Genomic DNA, 16,618 nt, shown 5'->3' with positions numbered 1-16,618 from the left:
AGGAAGTGGGGACGGGGCATGTCATCGAACACTCCGGTCCAGTGGAACTTGAAGATGTTGGGGTACTGGTGCCTTGAACGGGATCACCAGCCAGTCACCGTGGCCTTCCGGCAGCAGCGCCTGATCGCGGCACTCGCGCTTCGCGGCGGTCGACGACGAAGCTACATTGCCGGCCTCCTGTGGCCCAACCGGACCGATGCCCAGGCCTCGGGGAGCCTGCGGGCCTGCCTGTGGAACATTGCACACCAGCTCCCCGGGCTGCTGCACCCGGTCAGCGACCCGCTGGCCCTCGCCCCCGGCATCACCATCGACGTGGACGAGCTGCTGGGCAAGATCGACCTCGTGGACGCGGGGGCGACCGTCCCGCAGGGATTCGCGGCTGAGCTGCGGAGCGCCGACCTGCTGCCGGGGTGGGACGAGGACTGGCTGCTGCCCGACCAGGACCGGATCTTCCGGCAGCGCCTTGCCGCCCTGGAAACCCTCGCGGACACGTACCTGGCCAGCGGACAGCTGCCAGCAGCCCTGGACGCCGCCACCGCTGCGGTGGCGCTCGATCCCCTGCTGGAAAGCGCCCAGCGCTCCCTGCTGCGCATCCATCTGGCCGCCGGGAACAACGGTTCAGCGATGCGCAGCTACCGCACCTACCTGGCCACCCTGAAGCGTGAGTGCGGGGTGCGCCCGTCCGCGCGGATCACCGAACTGATCAGACCGTTGCAACAGGCCCAGGAACCGACCCTGCGGGACCCGGCACCGGGCTACGGTGTCAGCCTCCACCCCTCGTTCGACTAGGGGGTGTCATGTCTGAGCCCGTCACATCCCAGCCGCTGTTGCCACCCCCACTGGGACCGCCGACCAACCGCACCTGGCGGGAACAGTCGATCACCACGGCCGCCCAACTGCGGACCCTCGCCGAATGGATCAGCCTGACGGACCCGCCCGTCGGGCTGAGCCCCGGTCAGGCCAGCGCGAAGACCGCCCTCGATCACGCGATCCTGTGGCATCTGAACGCGGCCACAGCCGTGGCATCGGAACGGTCGCCCGCCATCCAGACCTCCTTCAACGGGGCGGTGGTGGAACGGGTCCTCAGCCAGTTGGATGCCGCGCAGGTGGCGCTGTTGCTCAGGGCCCCGCTGAGCTACGTCCAGTCGCAGCTGCCGGGCATCCAGGCCCACGTGCGGCGGCATCTGCCGCGGCTGGATCCGCACCGGGTCGCCGTTGAGAAGGTGGTGGAAGCCGCAGCAGGAGCCCCGCTCGACGAGTCGGCACGGATGACACTGGTGGCCGCGTTCAGGGCCTCATGTCTGGAGTCCCGGGAGGAGTTCTCACGGGTCCGCAGCTTCCGCAATGTGCTCTTCATGGGCGCACTGGTGCTGACGATCCTGGCAGTGGCGCTCGCCGTCGCCGGCTGGTTCCGCCCCGAGGAGCTGCGGTTGTGCTTCGAGCCGTCCGGAGGGTCCGCCTGCCCCACCGGCGACCGTCCCCGTCCGTGGGACGTTTTCTTCATTGAGGCGTTCGGGCTGATCGCCGCGGCCGTCTCGGGTGCCGCGTCGCTCAGGAACGTCCGGGGGACCTCGACTCCCTACGGACTGCCGCTGGCCCTCGCGATCCTGAAGCTGCCGGCCGGCGCGCTGACCGCTGTCCTGGGGCTGCAGCTGATGCGGGGCGGCTTTGTCCCGGGTCTCAGTGACCTCGACAACCCGGCCCAGATAGTCGCCTGGGCCATCACGTTCGGCGCAGCGCAGCAACTGTTCACCGGGTTGGTGGACCGCCAGGCGCAGAACGTGCTCGACGACGTCGGCGGCAAGACCGGTTCGACGGCCGACGGGAACGGCCAGTAGTCCGCCGGAGCTACTGGATGTCGCTGTCCGGCGGAGGCAGCAGGAACCGCACCTCGCCGTCCACTGACGACACTCCGTCCACTGCCTCAAGCTCCGCCTGGCGGTCCTCGGGTGCGGAACCGGTGATCATGCCGACGGCTTCCAGGACACGATCGACCTCCAGCCCGCGGGCCCGCAACCGTTCAGCGACGTCCTGGATTTCGGAACGGTGCGAGTCCTGCACCGTGACGGTGAAGTTCATCTGTCGTGGACCGTCCGTCGCTAGTCCTGCGGCGCCAACACGAGGCCGGAGCCGACGTCGACCGAGGGCAGCAGGAGGCGTTGGCTCTCCTGCGCCAGGAGCGACCACAGTTCCCGACCCCGGTAGCCCGTGGCCTGTGCCCAGAGCGCGGCGATGCCGGCCGCGTGGGGCGTGGCCATCGACGTTCCGCTGATGCTCCGGTACCGGTCTGGCATCAGCCAGGACGAATAGACCTGGAATCCGGGGCCCGCCACGTCCACTTGCCCACCGCGGACCGGCAGCGTGCGGGCGGAGAAGAACGCCATCTCAAGCTGCTGATCGAGCGCTCCGACCGCCAGAATGAACGGACTGTTGGCTGGCGCACCCACGAACCCAAAATCGTTCTGCCGCCGGTCGGCGTTGTTTCCCGCGGCCGCAATGATCAGCGACCCCTGATCCAGGGCCCGCTGCCCCACTGCAGTGTAGGGCGGGTGGACCTGCGCAATGTCGGCTCCGAGTGACATGGAGATGACCGCGCATTCGTTGGCCATCGCCCAGTCAATGCCGGCGATGATCCCGCTGTCGCTGCCGGACCCCGAATCACCGAGGACCTTCCCGGCGAAGATTTCCGCTTCGAACGCCACCCCGTAGGCTGGCCCCTCCTCCGGCGAGCGCGGTCCACAGGACGTGCCGATGCAGTGGGTTCCGTGGCCGTGGCCGTCCTGGGACGTTTCCCCTGGCACAAACGATTCGGTGGTGATCTGCCGTCCGGCGAAATCGGGGTGACTGGAGTCGAACCCCGTGTCCAGGACCGCCACCCGGATGCCCGCCCCACTCCACGGTGAGGTGTCGGCTGCGACCGCCTGCAGTCCCCACGTCAGTTCGTCAGTGTCCTGGAACAGAGTCGAAGGCTCCCCCGGTGACTCGGTCAGCACGTGGTGGATCAGCTCGGGCGACACCGAGATGATCGTGCCTTCGTCGGACGAGGAGCGCAGCGCCCGTGCCTGCTGCGGGTCCGCCGATACCACTGCCACCCCCAGCCGGGAGAAGACGGTGGCGTCAGCGCCCTCGGTCTGGTCGGGCGTCGCTGCGCGGGACCCGAACTCGCGGGAGTCGGCCACGCTGGCCATCCCTGCGGACCTCAGGAAACCTGGTGCATCCTGTTCCGCATCGGCGAAGACGACGATGAAACGACCGGTGGTTTCCGGTTCCTGTCCGCGGGAGCGGCTGCCGGAGGACTCAGATTCAATCATTGTGGCACTCTACCTCTGGGGTTCTGGGGGATAAAGGCTTCTCGGAGAAAAGCTTCCCTGGATCAATCGGCGCGGACAAGGCCCCGAGGCAAACGACCTGACGCACTATCCCCGGAACACCGCCAAGGTAGCGCCCGCCGTGTTACTTCCGTGTTATCGCGCCCCGCAGGTTTGCTCCCGCCAGTGCACCTCCAGGTATGACTCGGGGGCCGCAGCCCGACGTATGCTCTTGGCATGGCCAAATTCTTCGATGTGCACCCGCAGGACCCGCAGCCACGAGCGATCGCCCAGATAGTCGACGTCGTCCGGTCCGGTGGGCTGATCGCGTACCCCACCGACTCCTGTTATGCACTGGGCGCCCAGTTGGGAAACAAGGACGCGCTGGATCGCATCAGGTCCATCCGGAAGCTCGACAGCAAGCACCACTTCACCCTGGTCTGCAAGGACTTTTCCCAGCTGGGCCAGTTTGTGCACATCGACAATGACGTGTTCCGCAGTATCAAGGCGGTGACACCGGGAAGCTACACCTTCATCCTGCCCGCCACCAAGGAAGTGCCACGCCGGCTGCTGCACCCCAAGAAGAAGACCGTGGGGGTTCGCATCCCTGATCACCGGATGGTTCAGGCACTCCTCGCCGAGCTGGGCGAACCGCTCCTGTCGAGCACCCTCCTGCTCCCCGACCAGGAAACACCCCTGACGCAGGGCTGGGAAATCAAGGAGGAACTCGACCACCAGGTGGACGCCGTTATCGATTCCGGGGACTGCGGTGCCGAGCCGACCACCGTCATTGACTACTCCAGCGGTGTTGCTGAGGTAGTCCGGCACGGAATGGGTGACCCCTCCCGCTTCGAGTAACCGGGAAAGCCTGGTGCGTAGTCGCCCTCTGGAGCGCCGCGCAATAATGGGCTCATGGCACACACCGAAACTCTCGAGATCGAACGCAAGTACGACGTCGGCCCAGCGGAGGTGGTACCCGACTTCTCCGGTCTCGACGGAGTGATAGGGGTGGACGGGGGAACGGTGGTGCTGGAAGCCGTTTACTACGATCTCGAAGACCGGGCGCTCCTGCGGCACGGGATCACCCTGCGGCGCCGCCGCGGCGGCAAGGACGAAGGCTGGCACACCAAGTTCCCCGCAGGGCAGCACCGACTCGAAGTGCTGGTGCCGCTTCCGGGCGCCGACGAGGCCCCACCTGCCGAGGTGATCGACCTGGTGCGCGTCCATGTCCGAGATCAAAACCTCACACCAGTGGCCCGCCTCACGACCACCTGCACCATCACGAACCTGATCGACCCGACAGGCAACGTGTTGATCGAGCTCAGCGACGACGTCGTGGATGCCCAGGACCTGACCACCGGTGTCGAACGCTCGTGGCGGGAGTGGGAAGCCGAAGCGGTGGGCGTTGAGCGGCTCTCGACCAAGAAGCAAACGGCACTGCTCGACGCCGTAGAGCATCTCGTCCTGAACGCCAACGCGTCACCGGCCAGCGGTGAACCGAAGTTGGCCCGGGCGATGGGCGGCGTACCGGAGATGGCTCCACTCGACGGCAAACCGGGGTCAGTTCGTCATGTCCTTTCCGCTTCCTTCCGCGAGGTGACCGCGGAGCTGAAGACCTGCGACCTCCGGGTGCGCCGGCACCAGGAAGGCGCCCTTCATCAGTTGCGGGTCCGCACCAGGACCTTGAGGAGCATGCTCAAGACCTACGGGCACCTGCTGGACAAGGACCAGACGTCTGACCTCGAAGGACGGCTCCAGTCGTTGGGCAGGAATCTGGGCGCTGCCCGGGACGCGGAGGTAATGCAGGATCTCATTCGTGAGGGCATCGCGCGTCAGCCGCAGGGAACCATCGCCAGGCACGCCATCAGGCGACTGGAGGGGACTGCCGCCGCCGACTATGAAAAAGCGTTTGCCAGGGTGCTCCGGGAGCTGAATTCGGCCGAGTACTTCAGAATGCTTGACGCCCTCGACGATTTCGCTTCCAGGCTCCCGTTGGCCGAGGGCAAGAGCAACGGTGGCAAGGCCAGGTCGCGGCTGCCACGGGCGGTCGAAGATCAGCAAACGCGTGTGGTGAAATCAGCCCGCCGAGCCAACCGTGAAGCCGATCTGGACGCGCAGTTGGAGTTGCTGCATGATGTGCGGAAGAGGTCAAAGCGGCTGCGATACGCGATCAGGGCGGTCGCCGGGGCATCCGGATTCAGTTTCGGCCGCACGTTGGGTAAATCAATGAAGGCATCGGAGAAAATCCAGAACACCTTGGGCATCCACCGCGACAGCGTCTTGTTCCAGCAGTATGTTCTCAAATCAGGCCGGGCTGCGCATCGGGCCCGGGAGAACTCGTTCTCCTACGGTGTCCTCTTCGAGGCTGAAAGTTCAATCCAACGAGCCGCTGAAGCCCGATTTCGAAAGATGATCAAGCAATTGAACTCAAAGTGAGCTGACCATGCCCCACACCGTCCGCCCCCTCGACCCATCGACCTGGGACGCCTTCGCTGAACTGATGGAACGCAACAACGGCGTGTTCGGTGGCTGCTGGTGCATTGGGTTCCATCCGGAAGGTGCCGAACGGGGCCTCGACCACCGTGAGGCCAAACGGGAACGGGTGTTCTCCGACCGCGCGCACGCTGCGCTGGTATTCGACGACGACGGCAAGGCGCAGGGCTGGTGCCAGTTCGGTAGTCCCCGTGAGCTCACCCGGATCAAACACAAACGGGAGTATCTCAAGGACGAGCCGCCGATCCCGGACTGGCGGATCACCTGCTTCTACGTCGACAAGAAGCACCGGGGGCAGGGTATTGCCCGGGCGGCACTCGAGGGGGCACTGGACCTGATCGCGCGGCGGGGAGGCGGCCTGGTGGAGGCGATCCCCGAGGTGACGGCCGGCCGGACCGCGCACGGCCATTTCCTGTTCAGCGCCACCGTCGAGTTGTTCGAGGACTGTGGCTTTACCCGCCACCGTCAGGTGGGCAAGCACGCCTGGATTGTTGGCCGGGTACTCGACCCGGTGTGAGTCCGACGACGGCCGGGGTCACCAGTCCTGCCAGCGGCGGTTGCCCTGCAGGGGAATCGCCCGACGGAACGGCCCACGCTGCTCGCCGTCCTCGGTGGTCCAGGAAATCAGGACTGCTGGCTTCTTGCCCCGAAGGTACCCACTGAAGGTGGCTTCCCCGGAGGTCTGCATGGTGCTCCGCAGGTGCGATGAGTCGACAGCGAACTGCTCGAACTGCACATCCACCCCCGTGGCCTTGGCGGAACCGGTGTTGGTCAGCACCCAGATGTTGTCCTTCTGCCAATACACGGCCCAATCGGCTTCTCTCACCCGCGGCGCTTCGGCAGGCTCGACCTCACGGGCCGGTGGGGCCGGCGGGGTGCTCCGCTTGCGGTCGACCATCAGGGCCGCCCATCCACCGGCGAAGCCAAAGCCAGCCGCGACGACGGCCAGCACGGGGATCAAGATCCAGTCCATTACTCGTGTCCTACTTCATGTACAGGCGGCAGCCCGGCCGGCAAATCGCCCCCGTAGCGTTGCCGCGTCCTCGTGAAATCTAGCATCCGGGGGGCCACCGAGTGCTACCCTGATTAAGTTCGAAGATATGTTCTAGTAAAAGGGATCCCGTGACAGTCGTAGCCCAGATTGCCCCTTTGCAGGGAACCCCGCCCGGGCAGTTGACCGACGTCAGTCCGGTCTCCGTTCCGGCGGGCTTCCCGTCACCGGCTCAGGACTACTACGACGGCGGGATCGACCTCAACAAGCACCTCATCAAGGACACCACGTGCACGTTCATTGTGAGGGTCTCTGGGGACAGCATGTCCGGCGCCGGCATCAACGACGGCGACGAACTGATTGTCGACCGCTCCCTCACTCCCCTCCACGGGTCGGTGGTGGTGGCGATCCTCGACGGTGAACTGACGATCAAGCGGTTGCACCTTGGGGCCGCCGGGGTCATTCTCAAAGCCGACAACCGGGACTACCCCGACATCACGGTGGCCGAACTTTCTGACCTGACGGTGTGGGGTGTCGTGACCCGCTGCCTCCACTACGTCTAGGCACCACCATGGCTGACCGTACCCCGCGGGACAACCCCGGTCACCACCCCTCGGCTGCGGCGGCGGGGCGAACCGGAACCTCCCGGATAGCGCTGGTGGATGTCAATAGCTTCTACGTCAGCTGCGAACGGGTCTTCGACCCCCGGCTGGCGGGCGTGCCCGTCGTCGTCCTGTCCAACAACGACGGCTGCGTGGTGGCACGCTCCAACGAGGCGAAGGCACTGGGCGTCCCCCTCGGCGAGCCCTGGTTCAAGATCGCAGCCCAGGCCCGCGGGTGGGGGCTGATCCAACGGTCCAGCAACTACGAACTATACGGCGACCTGAGTGCCCGGGCGATGGAGCTGATGGGACGTTTTGCGGCGTGGCAGGAGGTGTATTCAATCGATGAGTCGTTCCTCGGCCTGTCGGGGTCCCCGCGGGAGTTACAGGAGCAGGGAACAGCGATCCGGACGGCGATGGCCCTGCACACGGGCCTCCCGGTGTGCGTGGGAATAGCGCCCACGAAAACGCTCGCCAAGTTCGCCAACCGGGTGGCGAAACAGAACCCCGCAATGGCTGGGGTGTGCAACCTGGACCTCATGCCCGACGCCCATATCGACCACATCATGTCCCGGGTACCGGTGACCGGCATCTGGGGTATCGCGGGCAGGCTAGGGAAACGGCTCAACGCGATTGGGGTCTTCACCATCGCCGACCTGCGCGCAGCGGATCCGGTCCTGATGCGGCGGAAGTTCTCGGTTCTCATGCAGCGGACCATCCTGGAGTTGCGTGGGATCCCCTGCATCGAGTTGGAAACGGAGCGCGCCGACAAACGGCAGATGATCTTCTCGCGGTCCTTCTCGACGCCGGTCACCACGCTGGAGGGCATGCACCAGGTGATGAGCCTCTATGCCCAGTCAGCGGCCATCCGTCTGTCCCGGGCGAACCAGCTGGCCAAGAGCATGACGGTGTTCGCGGGGACGTCGCCGTTCCACCACACCGCCTCCTCCTTTCCCTCGGTGGCGCTCCGGTTGGCCGCTCCGACAGCCGATCCGCTGGTACTGACCCGCGCCGCCGTCGGCGCCCTCGACGGGCCGTTTATTGAGGGCGCGCCGTACGCGCGGGCCGGCGTGATGCTCACCGATCTCTCCCCCGCCGGCTACCAGCCGCAGTTCGACGCCTTCGTCTCGGTGCATGAGCGGCGCAACATCGGAGCCCTCCTGGGGCAGGTGACCGACAGATACGGTGCCACCAGTATCGGACTGGGACGGGCCGGCATCAGCGCGCCGGCCGACTGGACGATGAGCCGCCGCTACTCCTCCCCGCGGTACACCACCGAATGGGACGAACTGGCCATTGTCAGGGCTGGCTAGTTCAGGGCTGGCTAGCTCGCGTTGGTCCTGCGGTTGATCAGCCAGGTGACAAACCAGAGGGCGACCCCGATCAGCATCAGGCCACCGGCAATCTGGTATTGAACCGCGTCCCGGTCCACCCACGGCCCGGCCAGGAAGGCGCAGAGGACCGCCGCGACGAGGGGCAGCTGCCCTGGCGACGTGAAGAACACTTTGCGGTTCCTGTCCCGCTTGCTGCGCAGGACCACGCAGGCCACGTTCACTACCGTGAAGACGCACAGCAGCAGGAATGCGGTGGTCCCTGACAGGTTCGCCACGATGTTGCTGTCCGGATCGCTGGTGACGTACCAGATCAGCCCGAGAGCCAGGAGGGTGGAGAAGGCAATGCCGGCCCAGGGAGTGCGGCGCCCTGGCAGGACAGCTCCCAGAGGCTTCGGTAGGACAGACTGGCGGGCCAGCCCGTAGATCAGGCGGCTGGCCATCAGCATATTGATCAGGGCGGTGTTCGCTACGGCGAAGACAGCGAGGAAGGGAAAGATCCGGTCGATAGGGAAGTCTGGTGAGCCCTTGGCCACCACCTCAAGGAGCGCCGCGCCCTCCGCCTCCCGGATGCCCTCGATCTCGGTGGGTGAAAGGACGCTCACAACCGACACTGCCACGAGCATGTACAGAATCACTGCCACGCCCAGACCGGTCAGCATCGCGCGGGGGAAGATGCGTTCGGGGTCCTTCGTCTCTTCGACCATGTTGACTGAGTCCTCGAACCCGACCATCGCGAAGAAGGCGATCGATGTCGCGGCGGTGACGGCCAGGAACAATCCCTTGTCCTGGTAATCGGTGAAGACAAAGACCTGCTCGATGTTCCCTGTCCCCTGCGTCATCACGAAGAACCCCACACCAATGACCATGCACAGCGCGATCATTTCCACCAGGGTGAGCACCACGTTGAATTTCACGCTCTCCCCCACCCCACGGAGGTTGATCACTGCCAGCAGGATCATGAACCCCATGGCGACGGCGGTGATCACGCCCTGTCCGGGCACTTCCAGCCAGCCGTTGACCTCGAGTCCGCCGAAGAAGTTCTGGGACAGCACGTTGGCGGACGTGGAAGCGCTGGTGATGCCCGAACAGACGACGGCGAAGGCCACCAGGAAGGTGACGAAGTGAATGCCGAACGCCTTGTGGGTGTACAGGGCGGCGCCAGCTGCCTGCGGGTACTGGGTGACCAGTTCCAGGTAGGAGAAGGCGGTCATCGTCGCCACGACGAAAGCCAGCAGGAACGGCAACCAGACAATCCCGCCGACGGTTCCCGCCATGGTGCCGGTGACCGCGTAGACGCCCGCACCGAGGATGTCGCCGACGATGAACAGCAGCAGCAGCTTCGGGCCCAGGACCCGTTTGAGGGTGGTCTGGTCGCTGTCGCGCGCTGTAGCCGTTCCTGGGTGGTTCGAACTGGGGTCAGAAGCGGTGCTCATCCTTCACCTCCGCGCTGGGGGTCTATCTGGTCAGAGCCGAGCGAACTGCCGATCGGTGGTGAAAGCCTCGGGATTGTCGGGGCGCAACCGCGCGACAAGCTCGCCACGACTGCGGACCCCCACCTTCGCGAACACCGACTTGAGATGATCTTGCACCGTGTGGACCGAAATGAACAGATGGTTGGCAATTTCCGTGGTGGGGTGCCCGCCGATCACCTCGCGGCAGATCTCCCGTTCCCGGGCGCTCAGCTCATACGCCACCAGCATCAGCCCCACCAATTGGTCTCCGGTGACCGGTTCGATGGCCACTGCCACCTGATGATCCTCGCCACCAAGGAGCGTACTGGCCTGGAGGATGGCCCACTGGCCGTCAGCGTCCCGTAGCCGTGCCCTGAAGTATCCGGACTCCGAGGACCGGGAACCCGATGCCATGACCTGCATCATCACCCTGAACCTGCCGGGGGCTATTGCTTCCAACCTGTCCTGCCATTCCCGCGCGTCGGGGGTGACGCCCTGGAGGCGGCCGTCCGACCCGATGATCACGACCGCCGGCCGGCCGGGGCCCGCACCGCCTCGCGCTTCTGCGCGGACCGCGAGCCGGGTCGCCGACCCGATGGCCGGGGCGACCGCCGTCAGGAACTCCGTCTCGCGCGCCGTGAAGTCGGCACCGGCACGGACCATTCCTGCGGCAGCCCAGCACACGCCGTCGGCGCGGAACATGACACGGAGTTCCTCATCCAGCCCGAGCGGGCGCCAGATCGTGTGCAGCCGGGTGCTGCGGCGCCGGTCGGCGGCCGATAGTTCGGACAGCCGGGCCAGGGTCACCCCGTCACGGGCCAGCGTGGCGAAACTGTGCGGTTCGTCGCTGGAATACTCCGCCTCCGCCAGCCGTGGCTCGTATTCGGGCGGGATCCGGTTCTCGCCGCTGACCATCGAACTGATCACCCGCGTTTCCGGGTCGATGGTCGCCCAACAGGTGAGTTCTGAGCTGACGGTCCTGCCCACCAGTTCAATGGCCGCGGCGTGGAGCTCGCTGGCGCCCAGTCCGGCGGCCGCGAGCTGGGTGATCTCCCGGCGGAGGCGGGAGGCACGTTCGTCCCACACACCAGAATTATGGCACTGCTGGGCCAGCACCACATCCCCACAATTCTGGGATCGACCCCCGGCACCGGTGAGCCTACCGTGGGCGCATGGAAACCACAGTCCAGTACACGGCCGCCGGCGACGGCACAGAACTCACAGCCCCCGACGCGGTGCTGACCATCAAGGTAGGCGCTGCCCACACGGCCGATCAGTATGAACTGTTCGAGGTGTCGGCGCCCCGGGGGCCCACGACGCCGCTGCACCGCACCGGTTGGGACAAAACCTACTATTTGCTGCAGGGTCGAATGATCGTCCAGGTGACGGATGAGGCGTACGACCTGGGGCCGGGGAGTTCCCTGTCCATCCCCGCAAACACACTCCACACGTTCACGGTGCTGACGCCGTCGGCCACTTTCCTGGTCATCAGCCTGACCGGATCGATGGGCCGGTTTCACGCGGACCTCGACGCCGCTATTCCCCGGGGGCGATCGCTGGAAGACGCGGCCGGTGACCTTCGCGAGGTCCTGGCCAGGCATGCCGTCACGGTGGAGGGCCTGCCATGACCGGGATCGTGTGGACCTTCGCACTGATCGCAGCACTCACCCACATCGTGGTCTTCCTCTGGGAAGCAGTGCTCTTCGAACGTCCAGGGGTGCATCACCGGATCTTCCTCACGGCCACCGCCGATGTTCCAGCGGTCCGGCTGTGGGCATTTGGCGTGGGTTTCTACAACCTGTTCCTCGCCGCGGGCATCCTGGTGGGCGTGGCGCTGTGGGCAACGGGTAATGAAACCGTCGGCGGCACCCTGGTGATCTATGTCTGCTGGTTCATGTTCCTCTCCGGAGTCGTCCTGTTCATCGCCGACCGGATGGCCTTGGGACGTCCGAAGGGGACCGGGCTGGGCGGGGCACTTGGCCAGGGGCTGCCTCCCCTGATCGCCCTGATCGGCGCGGCACTCTAGCGGGCGGCCTCCACCAGTTCCTGCTGAAGCGTCAACTCAAGCTCTGTCTCGCATCGCGCAGCCTCATCCTGACTGTGGGTCACCATCACCACGAATTTGTCCGCCAGACCACGGCGCAGGTCAGTCAGCAGGTCGCGGGAGGCCTCCGGGTCAAGGTGTGCGGTGGGTTCGTCGAGCAACACGACGTCGGCCCGGGTCAGCAGGGCACGGCCGACGGCGAGGCGCTGCATCTGCCCTCCCGAGAGCCAGGCGCCGCCTGGACCCACCTGCGTGTCCAGCCCTGCCGGGAGCGCCCTGACAAAGTCCCCCAGTCCGGAACGGTCCAGGGCGGCATAAAGCTCGCCGTCGGACGGTGGCTGCGTCAAATCCCGGGCCAGGGCCAGATTGGCCCGGATACTGGACTGGAACAGGTGCGCCTCCTGCGGGCACCACGCGATGCACGGGGTCGGGGTTCCGCTCGGTTCACCGGCTAGGGTCTGTTCACCAGTTCCGGTTGGTGCACCATTGATGAGGTAGCTGCCACCGCTGAGCGGAAGGAAGCCGAGGAGCACTCCCAGCAGTGTCGATTTCCCGCTGCCTGATGGTCCCGTCACCGCCGTCCACTCGCCCCGCTTCAGGTCCAGGGACACGCCAGTGAAGGCGGGGGTTGACTGGGCCGGGTAAGTGTAGGTGGCACCACGGAGCTCGAGCGAGTCGACCGGGATCCCTGCGGTCCTCTCCATCCGGATGTCGGCCGACCCCAGATCGGGCAGTACCCGATCGCCGATTGCCCGCCACGCACCGAACTGGTGGACGGCCGTGTTGACCGCGATGAACGGCTCGATCAGTGCCAACTGCATCAGGACGACGACGGCGGCCACGGCCGGGTCCACCCCCGCGGCGGAGCCCACCATGGCCAGGGCGCCCAGCGAACAGGCGAGCACTGTCAACCCGTTGGCCAGCCCCTGGGCCCAGGCGCTGCGATCAAGCCTGGCCGACAGTGCCGTTTCCAGCCGGGCGACGTCGGCGCGCAGCACCCCGTCGGCTGCGTTGGCGCTCAGGTCCGGTGCCGCAGCGAACATCCGCGAGGTGGTGTCGAGAATTTCTGCCTTGAGCCCCACCGCGGCGCGCCGCGAGGAGCGGTCGGCGGCAAGGACCAGCGCCGGCGCCACCACCAGGCAGAGGGTGAGCAGCACCAGCTGCCAGACCACGCCTGCTGGAAGCAGCACGGTGGTCGTGATTGTCGCGGCGAGGGCCGTGAGGACGCCGACCAGCGGCGCGAAGATCGCCCGCGGCGACAGGTCGCGCAGCTCGTCGACGTCACCGACCAGCTGTTCGAGGACCTTGCCGCCGCGGGCGAGTTTCCGCCAGGCGGCAGGACGGTCCAGCAAGCCATTCCACAGCCGCAGCCGCAGCGTGTTGGTGCTTTCGAAAATGGCGTCATGGAGGCGGAGTCGCTCACAGTAGCGCAGCACCGAGCGTCCAATCCCGAAGAAGCGCACTCCCACTATCGCGGTGAGGAGGTAGAGAATCGGAATCTGTTCGGAGGCCCGCACGATCATCCACCCCGAGGTGGCGGTCAGCGCCACGGCGAACAGGGTGGCTCCCGTTCCGAACAGCAGGGCGGAGACAAACCGTGGGCGCCACGGCTGAACCATAGAGATATTGCGCGCCAGGGCGACCCTTCCTGCCCGGGTCAGCGGTTCGCTGCCGGGTCGACGGCGCGGGACAGCTTCGCTGACCGGCAGCGGAGCGGCCACCGGGGTCGCTCTAGAGGGGGAGGCTCCATCGCCCCGTCCCACCGATCCGCCTCCGGCAGTGACCACCTGGTCCGCCAGCGACGCGGTCGCGGGATTGTGGGCCACCAAGAGGACGGTGGTGTGGCCACGCAGTGCTGCGAGCGCGGTCTCCACGGACCGGGCGGCGTGTGCATCCAGATGGGCGGTGGGCTCATCCGCGAGCAGCAACGCGACGTCGGTGTGCTCGATCCTGGCGAGCGCCCGCGCTACCGCAACCCGGCGCAGCTCGCCCGGGCTCAGGTCGCCGCTGCTGGCGTCCAGCAGGTCGAGGCTGTCCAGGCAGGCGAGGGAGCGTACCGCCGCAGCCCGCCGTTCCACCGGACCGGACAGCCCCGAGTAGAGGCCGATTTCCTCGGCAACGGTGGGCATGGTGAGGACCGGGTGTTGCGGAATCCACGCGATCTGGGGCCGGGTAATCCCGGTGATGGTGCCGGACACCCGGGTGCCTGCTCCGTCACCGCGCAGGCCGGCGAGTACTTCGAGAACCGAGGTTTTTCCTGTTCCGCTAGGTCCGGTGAGGGCGGTGATGGTTCCGTGGGGCAGCGTGAGATCGATACCGTCCACGACGTTTCCCGTGCGGCCCTCATAGCCGACGCGCAGATCCCTGACAGTAATTGACGTCCGTTCCGTCCGGTGCCCTCCCGAGGGCAGCAGGCTGCGGATGGGTGGGGCATCGATGACGCGGCGGGACCGTTCCAACGCGTCGACGCCATCCTCACTCGCGTGGTGAGCGGCACCCAGGTCCCGGAGCGGAGCGAAGCACTCGGGAGCGAGGATGATCGCGAGGAGTCCGATCTCGAGGCTCAGGTCTCCCCCGATGAGCCGGACCCCGATCACCACGGCCACGAGCGCGACCGAAATGGTGGCGATAAGTTCCAGGGCCAGGGAGGACAGAAACGCGACCCTCAGTGTTTCAAGGGTTCTGGTCCGGTATTGACCGGCGACCTCGCGGAGGGCCCCGGTCTGGACGCCTGCCCGGCCCAGCCCCACCAGCACGGGCAGTCCACGGGACAGTTCGAGGAGATGGTCGGACAGCCGGTTGAGCGACGCCGAGGCCTCCCGTACCTTGTCTTGGGTGTGTTGCCCGATCAGGATCATGAAGACGGGCACCAGAGGCACGGTCACCACGATGATGGCAGCGCTGAGCCAGTCGGCGGCAAGAATACGCGCACCGATCAGGAGGGGAACGACTGCGCAAGTGACCAGTGCCGGCAGGTACTTGGTGTAGTAGTTGTCGAGTCCGTCGAGCCCTCGGGTAACCAGGACGCTGAGGGCACCCGTCCCGGCGTCAGCGGAGGTGCCGCCGTCGTTCATGACACGGGTGGCGATCGCGGTGCGCAGTTCCTCCTTCGAGCCTGCTGCGGCCCGCTGCGCCACCGATTCCTGCCACCAGGTCGCCAACGCGCGGAGGACCGCCCCTGCCACCCCCTGCTGGAGGACGGTCGGGAAGTCGACGCTCGGGTCGCTCCCGGCGAGGGAGGCAACACCGGTAGCCACGGCCTGGGCGATGAGGACCAGGCCCGCAGCTTTTAGTGCGGCGAGCAGGCCGAGGAGGTAGAGCGCCCGTCGACCGGCGGAGCCCACCGGCAGCGTCGGCCTCACTGGGCTCTCACGGTGTGGGCGGCTGGGATGTGGCTCCGGCTGACCCGTTTGCGGAAGACCCAGTAGGTCCAGCCCTGGTACACCAGCACACCGGGCAGACCCACCAGCGCGACGACACTCATCACCGACAGGGTGTAGCCCGAGGAGGAGGCGTTGGCGACGGTCAGGTCGAACGCCGCGTCGAGCGTGGACGGGAGGACCACTGGGAACGCAGCGGTAAAGATCGTGGTGGTTCCTGCAGCAAGGAAGGCTGCCATCCCCACAAAGCTCCACCCGTCGCGGTGCCTGCGGGCCATGATCCAGGCAAAGGCGGCGCCCCCGACGGCCAGCAGGAGCGTGAACCAGGTCACGGTCTTGCCACCCGAGGAGTGCACCACAATCGCCCAGACTGCCATCGGCAGCACACCCAGTGGCATCCACCGGAGGAACTGCCGCCGTGCACGCTCACGGATCTCGCCGTCGGTCTTGAGTACCAGGAATCCGAGGGCATGGACCAGGCTGAACAGCACCACGGCCGATCCGCCGAGGACCGCGTACCCGTTGAACCAGGCGAAAGCCCCTCCCACCCGGTCACCGTTGTCGTTGATGGGCAGGCCCGTCGTCGTCAGCGCCAGGGCCGCGCCGATGCCGAAGGCTGAGACCAGCGATCCGAGCGCGATGGCCCAGTCCCACCGGGTGCGCCATGCGTCGTTGTTGCCCTTCCCCCGGTACTCGAAGCCCACGGCACGGAAGATCAGCCCCATCAGGACGAGCAGCAGGGGAAGGTACAGGGTAGAGAACAGTGAGGCGTACCAGAGGGGGAAGGCAGCGAAGGTTGCCGCTCCGGCTGTGATCAGCCAGACCTCGTTGCCGTCCCAGACCGGTCCCACCGTATTCAGTAGTACCCGCCGGTCCTGGTCGGTGCGGGCGAACAGCTTCATCAGCATGCCAACACCCAGATCGAAACCCTCCAGGAGGAGGTACCCGGTCCAGAGGTACGCGATGATGACGAACCACAGGGTGGGGAGAAATTCCATCTCAGGTCTCCAGACGA

16 protein-coding genes are annotated in these 16,618 nt (G+C 66.4%); 9 read left to right on the top strand and 7 right to left on the bottom strand.

Annotated elements, in window-relative coordinates; translation table 11 throughout:
* The first annotated feature begins 18 nt into the window (after nucleotides 1–18).
* The gene (locus HMI57_RS06265) at nucleotides 19–789 is read left to right on the top strand and encodes a BTAD domain-containing putative transcriptional regulator (RefSeq protein ID WP_171585088.1); all 771 of its coding nucleotides are present in this window, start codon (nucleotides 19–21) and stop codon (nucleotides 787–789) included.
* Nucleotides 790–797: 8 nt separating this feature from the next.
* On the top strand, nucleotides 798–1,838 hold the full coding sequence (locus HMI57_RS06260; protein ID WP_171585087.1) for a hypothetical protein: 1,041 nt from the start codon (nucleotides 798–800) through the stop codon (nucleotides 1,836–1,838).
* A gap of 10 nt (nucleotides 1,839–1,848) precedes the next feature.
* On the opposite strand, the gene HMI57_RS06255 is transcribed toward HMI57_RS06260, so the two are convergent.
* Together HMI57_RS06255 and HMI57_RS06250 are read right to left on the bottom strand one after the other, a co-directional pair.
* On the bottom strand, nucleotides 1,849–2,079 hold the full coding sequence (locus HMI57_RS06255; protein ID WP_171585086.1) for a ketohydroxyglutarate aldolase: 231 nt from the start codon (nucleotides 2,077–2,079) through the stop codon (nucleotides 1,849–1,851).
* Nucleotides 2,080–2,099: 20 nt separating this feature from the next.
* The gene (locus tag HMI57_RS06250) at nucleotides 2,100–3,311 is read right to left on the bottom strand and encodes a S8 family serine peptidase (protein WP_171585085.1); all 1,212 of its coding nucleotides are present in this window, start codon (nucleotides 3,309–3,311) and stop codon (nucleotides 2,100–2,102) included.
* A gap of 234 nt (nucleotides 3,312–3,545) precedes the next feature.
* Here HMI57_RS06250 and HMI57_RS06245 point away from each other — a divergent pair, with 234 nt between their 5' ends.
* From HMI57_RS06245 to HMI57_RS06235, 3 genes are read left to right on the top strand one after another with little or no spacing between them, the layout of a single operon-like run.
* The gene (locus HMI57_RS06245) at nucleotides 3,546–4,166 is read left to right on the top strand and encodes an L-threonylcarbamoyladenylate synthase (protein WP_171585084.1); all 621 of its coding nucleotides are present in this window, start codon (nucleotides 3,546–3,548) and stop codon (nucleotides 4,164–4,166) included.
* A 54-nt stretch (nucleotides 4,167–4,220) separates the two neighbouring features.
* Nucleotides 4,221–5,744 (top strand): CYTH and CHAD domain-containing protein, encoded by a 1,524-nt coding sequence (locus HMI57_RS06240; protein WP_171585083.1) that lies wholly within the window; start codon nucleotides 4,221–4,223, stop codon nucleotides 5,742–5,744.
* A 7-nt stretch (nucleotides 5,745–5,751) separates the two neighbouring features.
* Entirely contained in the window at nucleotides 5,752–6,318 is a 567-nt protein-coding gene (locus tag HMI57_RS06235; protein WP_171585082.1) for a GNAT family N-acetyltransferase, read from the top strand.
* An 18-nt stretch (nucleotides 6,319–6,336) separates the two neighbouring features.
* Here HMI57_RS06235 and HMI57_RS06230 read toward each other — a convergent pair whose 3' ends face one another.
* On the bottom strand, nucleotides 6,337–6,774 hold the full coding sequence (locus HMI57_RS06230) for a hypothetical protein (protein ID WP_171585081.1): 438 nt from the start codon (nucleotides 6,772–6,774) through the stop codon (nucleotides 6,337–6,339).
* Between the two features lie 149 nt (nucleotides 6,775–6,923).
* Here HMI57_RS06230 and umuD point away from each other — a divergent pair, with 149 nt between their 5' ends.
* On the top strand, nucleotides 6,924–7,355 hold the full coding sequence (umuD, locus tag HMI57_RS06225; protein WP_318779266.1) for a translesion error-prone DNA polymerase V autoproteolytic subunit: 432 nt from the start codon (nucleotides 6,924–6,926) through the stop codon (nucleotides 7,353–7,355).
* Between the two features lie 8 nt (nucleotides 7,356–7,363).
* On the top strand, nucleotides 7,364–8,707 hold the full coding sequence (locus HMI57_RS06220) for a Y-family DNA polymerase (RefSeq protein WP_171585080.1): 1,344 nt from the start codon (nucleotides 7,364–7,366) through the stop codon (nucleotides 8,705–8,707).
* A gap of 11 nt (nucleotides 8,708–8,718) precedes the next feature.
* Here HMI57_RS06220 and HMI57_RS06215 read toward each other — a convergent pair whose 3' ends face one another.
* Nucleotides 8,719–10,161, bottom strand: a complete 1,443-nt coding sequence (locus HMI57_RS06215) for an APC family permease (protein ID WP_216607179.1) — start codon at nucleotides 10,159–10,161, stop codon at nucleotides 8,719–8,721.
* Nucleotides 10,162–10,191: 30 nt separating this feature from the next.
* The gene (locus tag HMI57_RS19505) at nucleotides 10,192–11,265 is read right to left on the bottom strand and encodes a helix-turn-helix transcriptional regulator (RefSeq protein WP_171585079.1); all 1,074 of its coding nucleotides are present in this window, start codon (nucleotides 11,263–11,265) and stop codon (nucleotides 10,192–10,194) included.
* 86 nt (nucleotides 11,266–11,351) lie between these two features.
* On the opposite strand from HMI57_RS19505, the gene HMI57_RS06205 reads away from it, so the two are divergent.
* Nucleotides 11,352–11,807, top strand: coding sequence for a cupin domain-containing protein (locus tag HMI57_RS06205; protein WP_171585078.1), 456 nt, complete (start codon nucleotides 11,352–11,354; stop codon nucleotides 11,805–11,807).
* Complete coding sequence (locus tag HMI57_RS06200; protein ID WP_171585077.1) at nucleotides 11,804–12,205, top strand: DUF1304 domain-containing protein; 402 nt, start codon at nucleotides 11,804–11,806, stop codon at nucleotides 12,203–12,205. Before HMI57_RS06205 ends, HMI57_RS06200 begins: the two co-directional genes overlap by 4 nt.
* Here HMI57_RS06200 and cydD read toward each other — a convergent pair.
* Together cydD and cydB are read right to left on the bottom strand one after the other, a co-directional pair.
* Nucleotides 12,202–15,585, bottom strand: a complete 3,384-nt coding sequence (gene cydD, locus HMI57_RS06195) for a thiol reductant ABC exporter subunit CydD (protein ID WP_171585076.1) — start codon at nucleotides 15,583–15,585, stop codon at nucleotides 12,202–12,204. The two genes, HMI57_RS06200 and cydD, sit on opposite strands and share 4 nt — an antisense overlap.
* Nucleotides 15,582–16,601: a cytochrome d ubiquinol oxidase subunit II gene (gene cydB / locus HMI57_RS06190; protein WP_171585075.1), complete on the bottom strand. Its 1,020-nt coding sequence runs from the start codon at nucleotides 16,599–16,601 to the stop codon at nucleotides 15,582–15,584. The genes cydD and cydB overlap by 4 nt, the downstream gene beginning before the upstream one ends.
* Nucleotides 16,602–16,618 lie beyond the last annotated feature (17 nt).

The organism is Arthrobacter sp. 260 (assembly GCF_013116745.1).
GTDB lineage: Bacteria > Actinomycetota > Actinomycetes > Actinomycetales > Micrococcaceae > Arthrobacter_D.
Note: the sequence above shows the minus strand (reverse complement) of the source record. Positions and strands in the feature narration are given on the sequence as shown.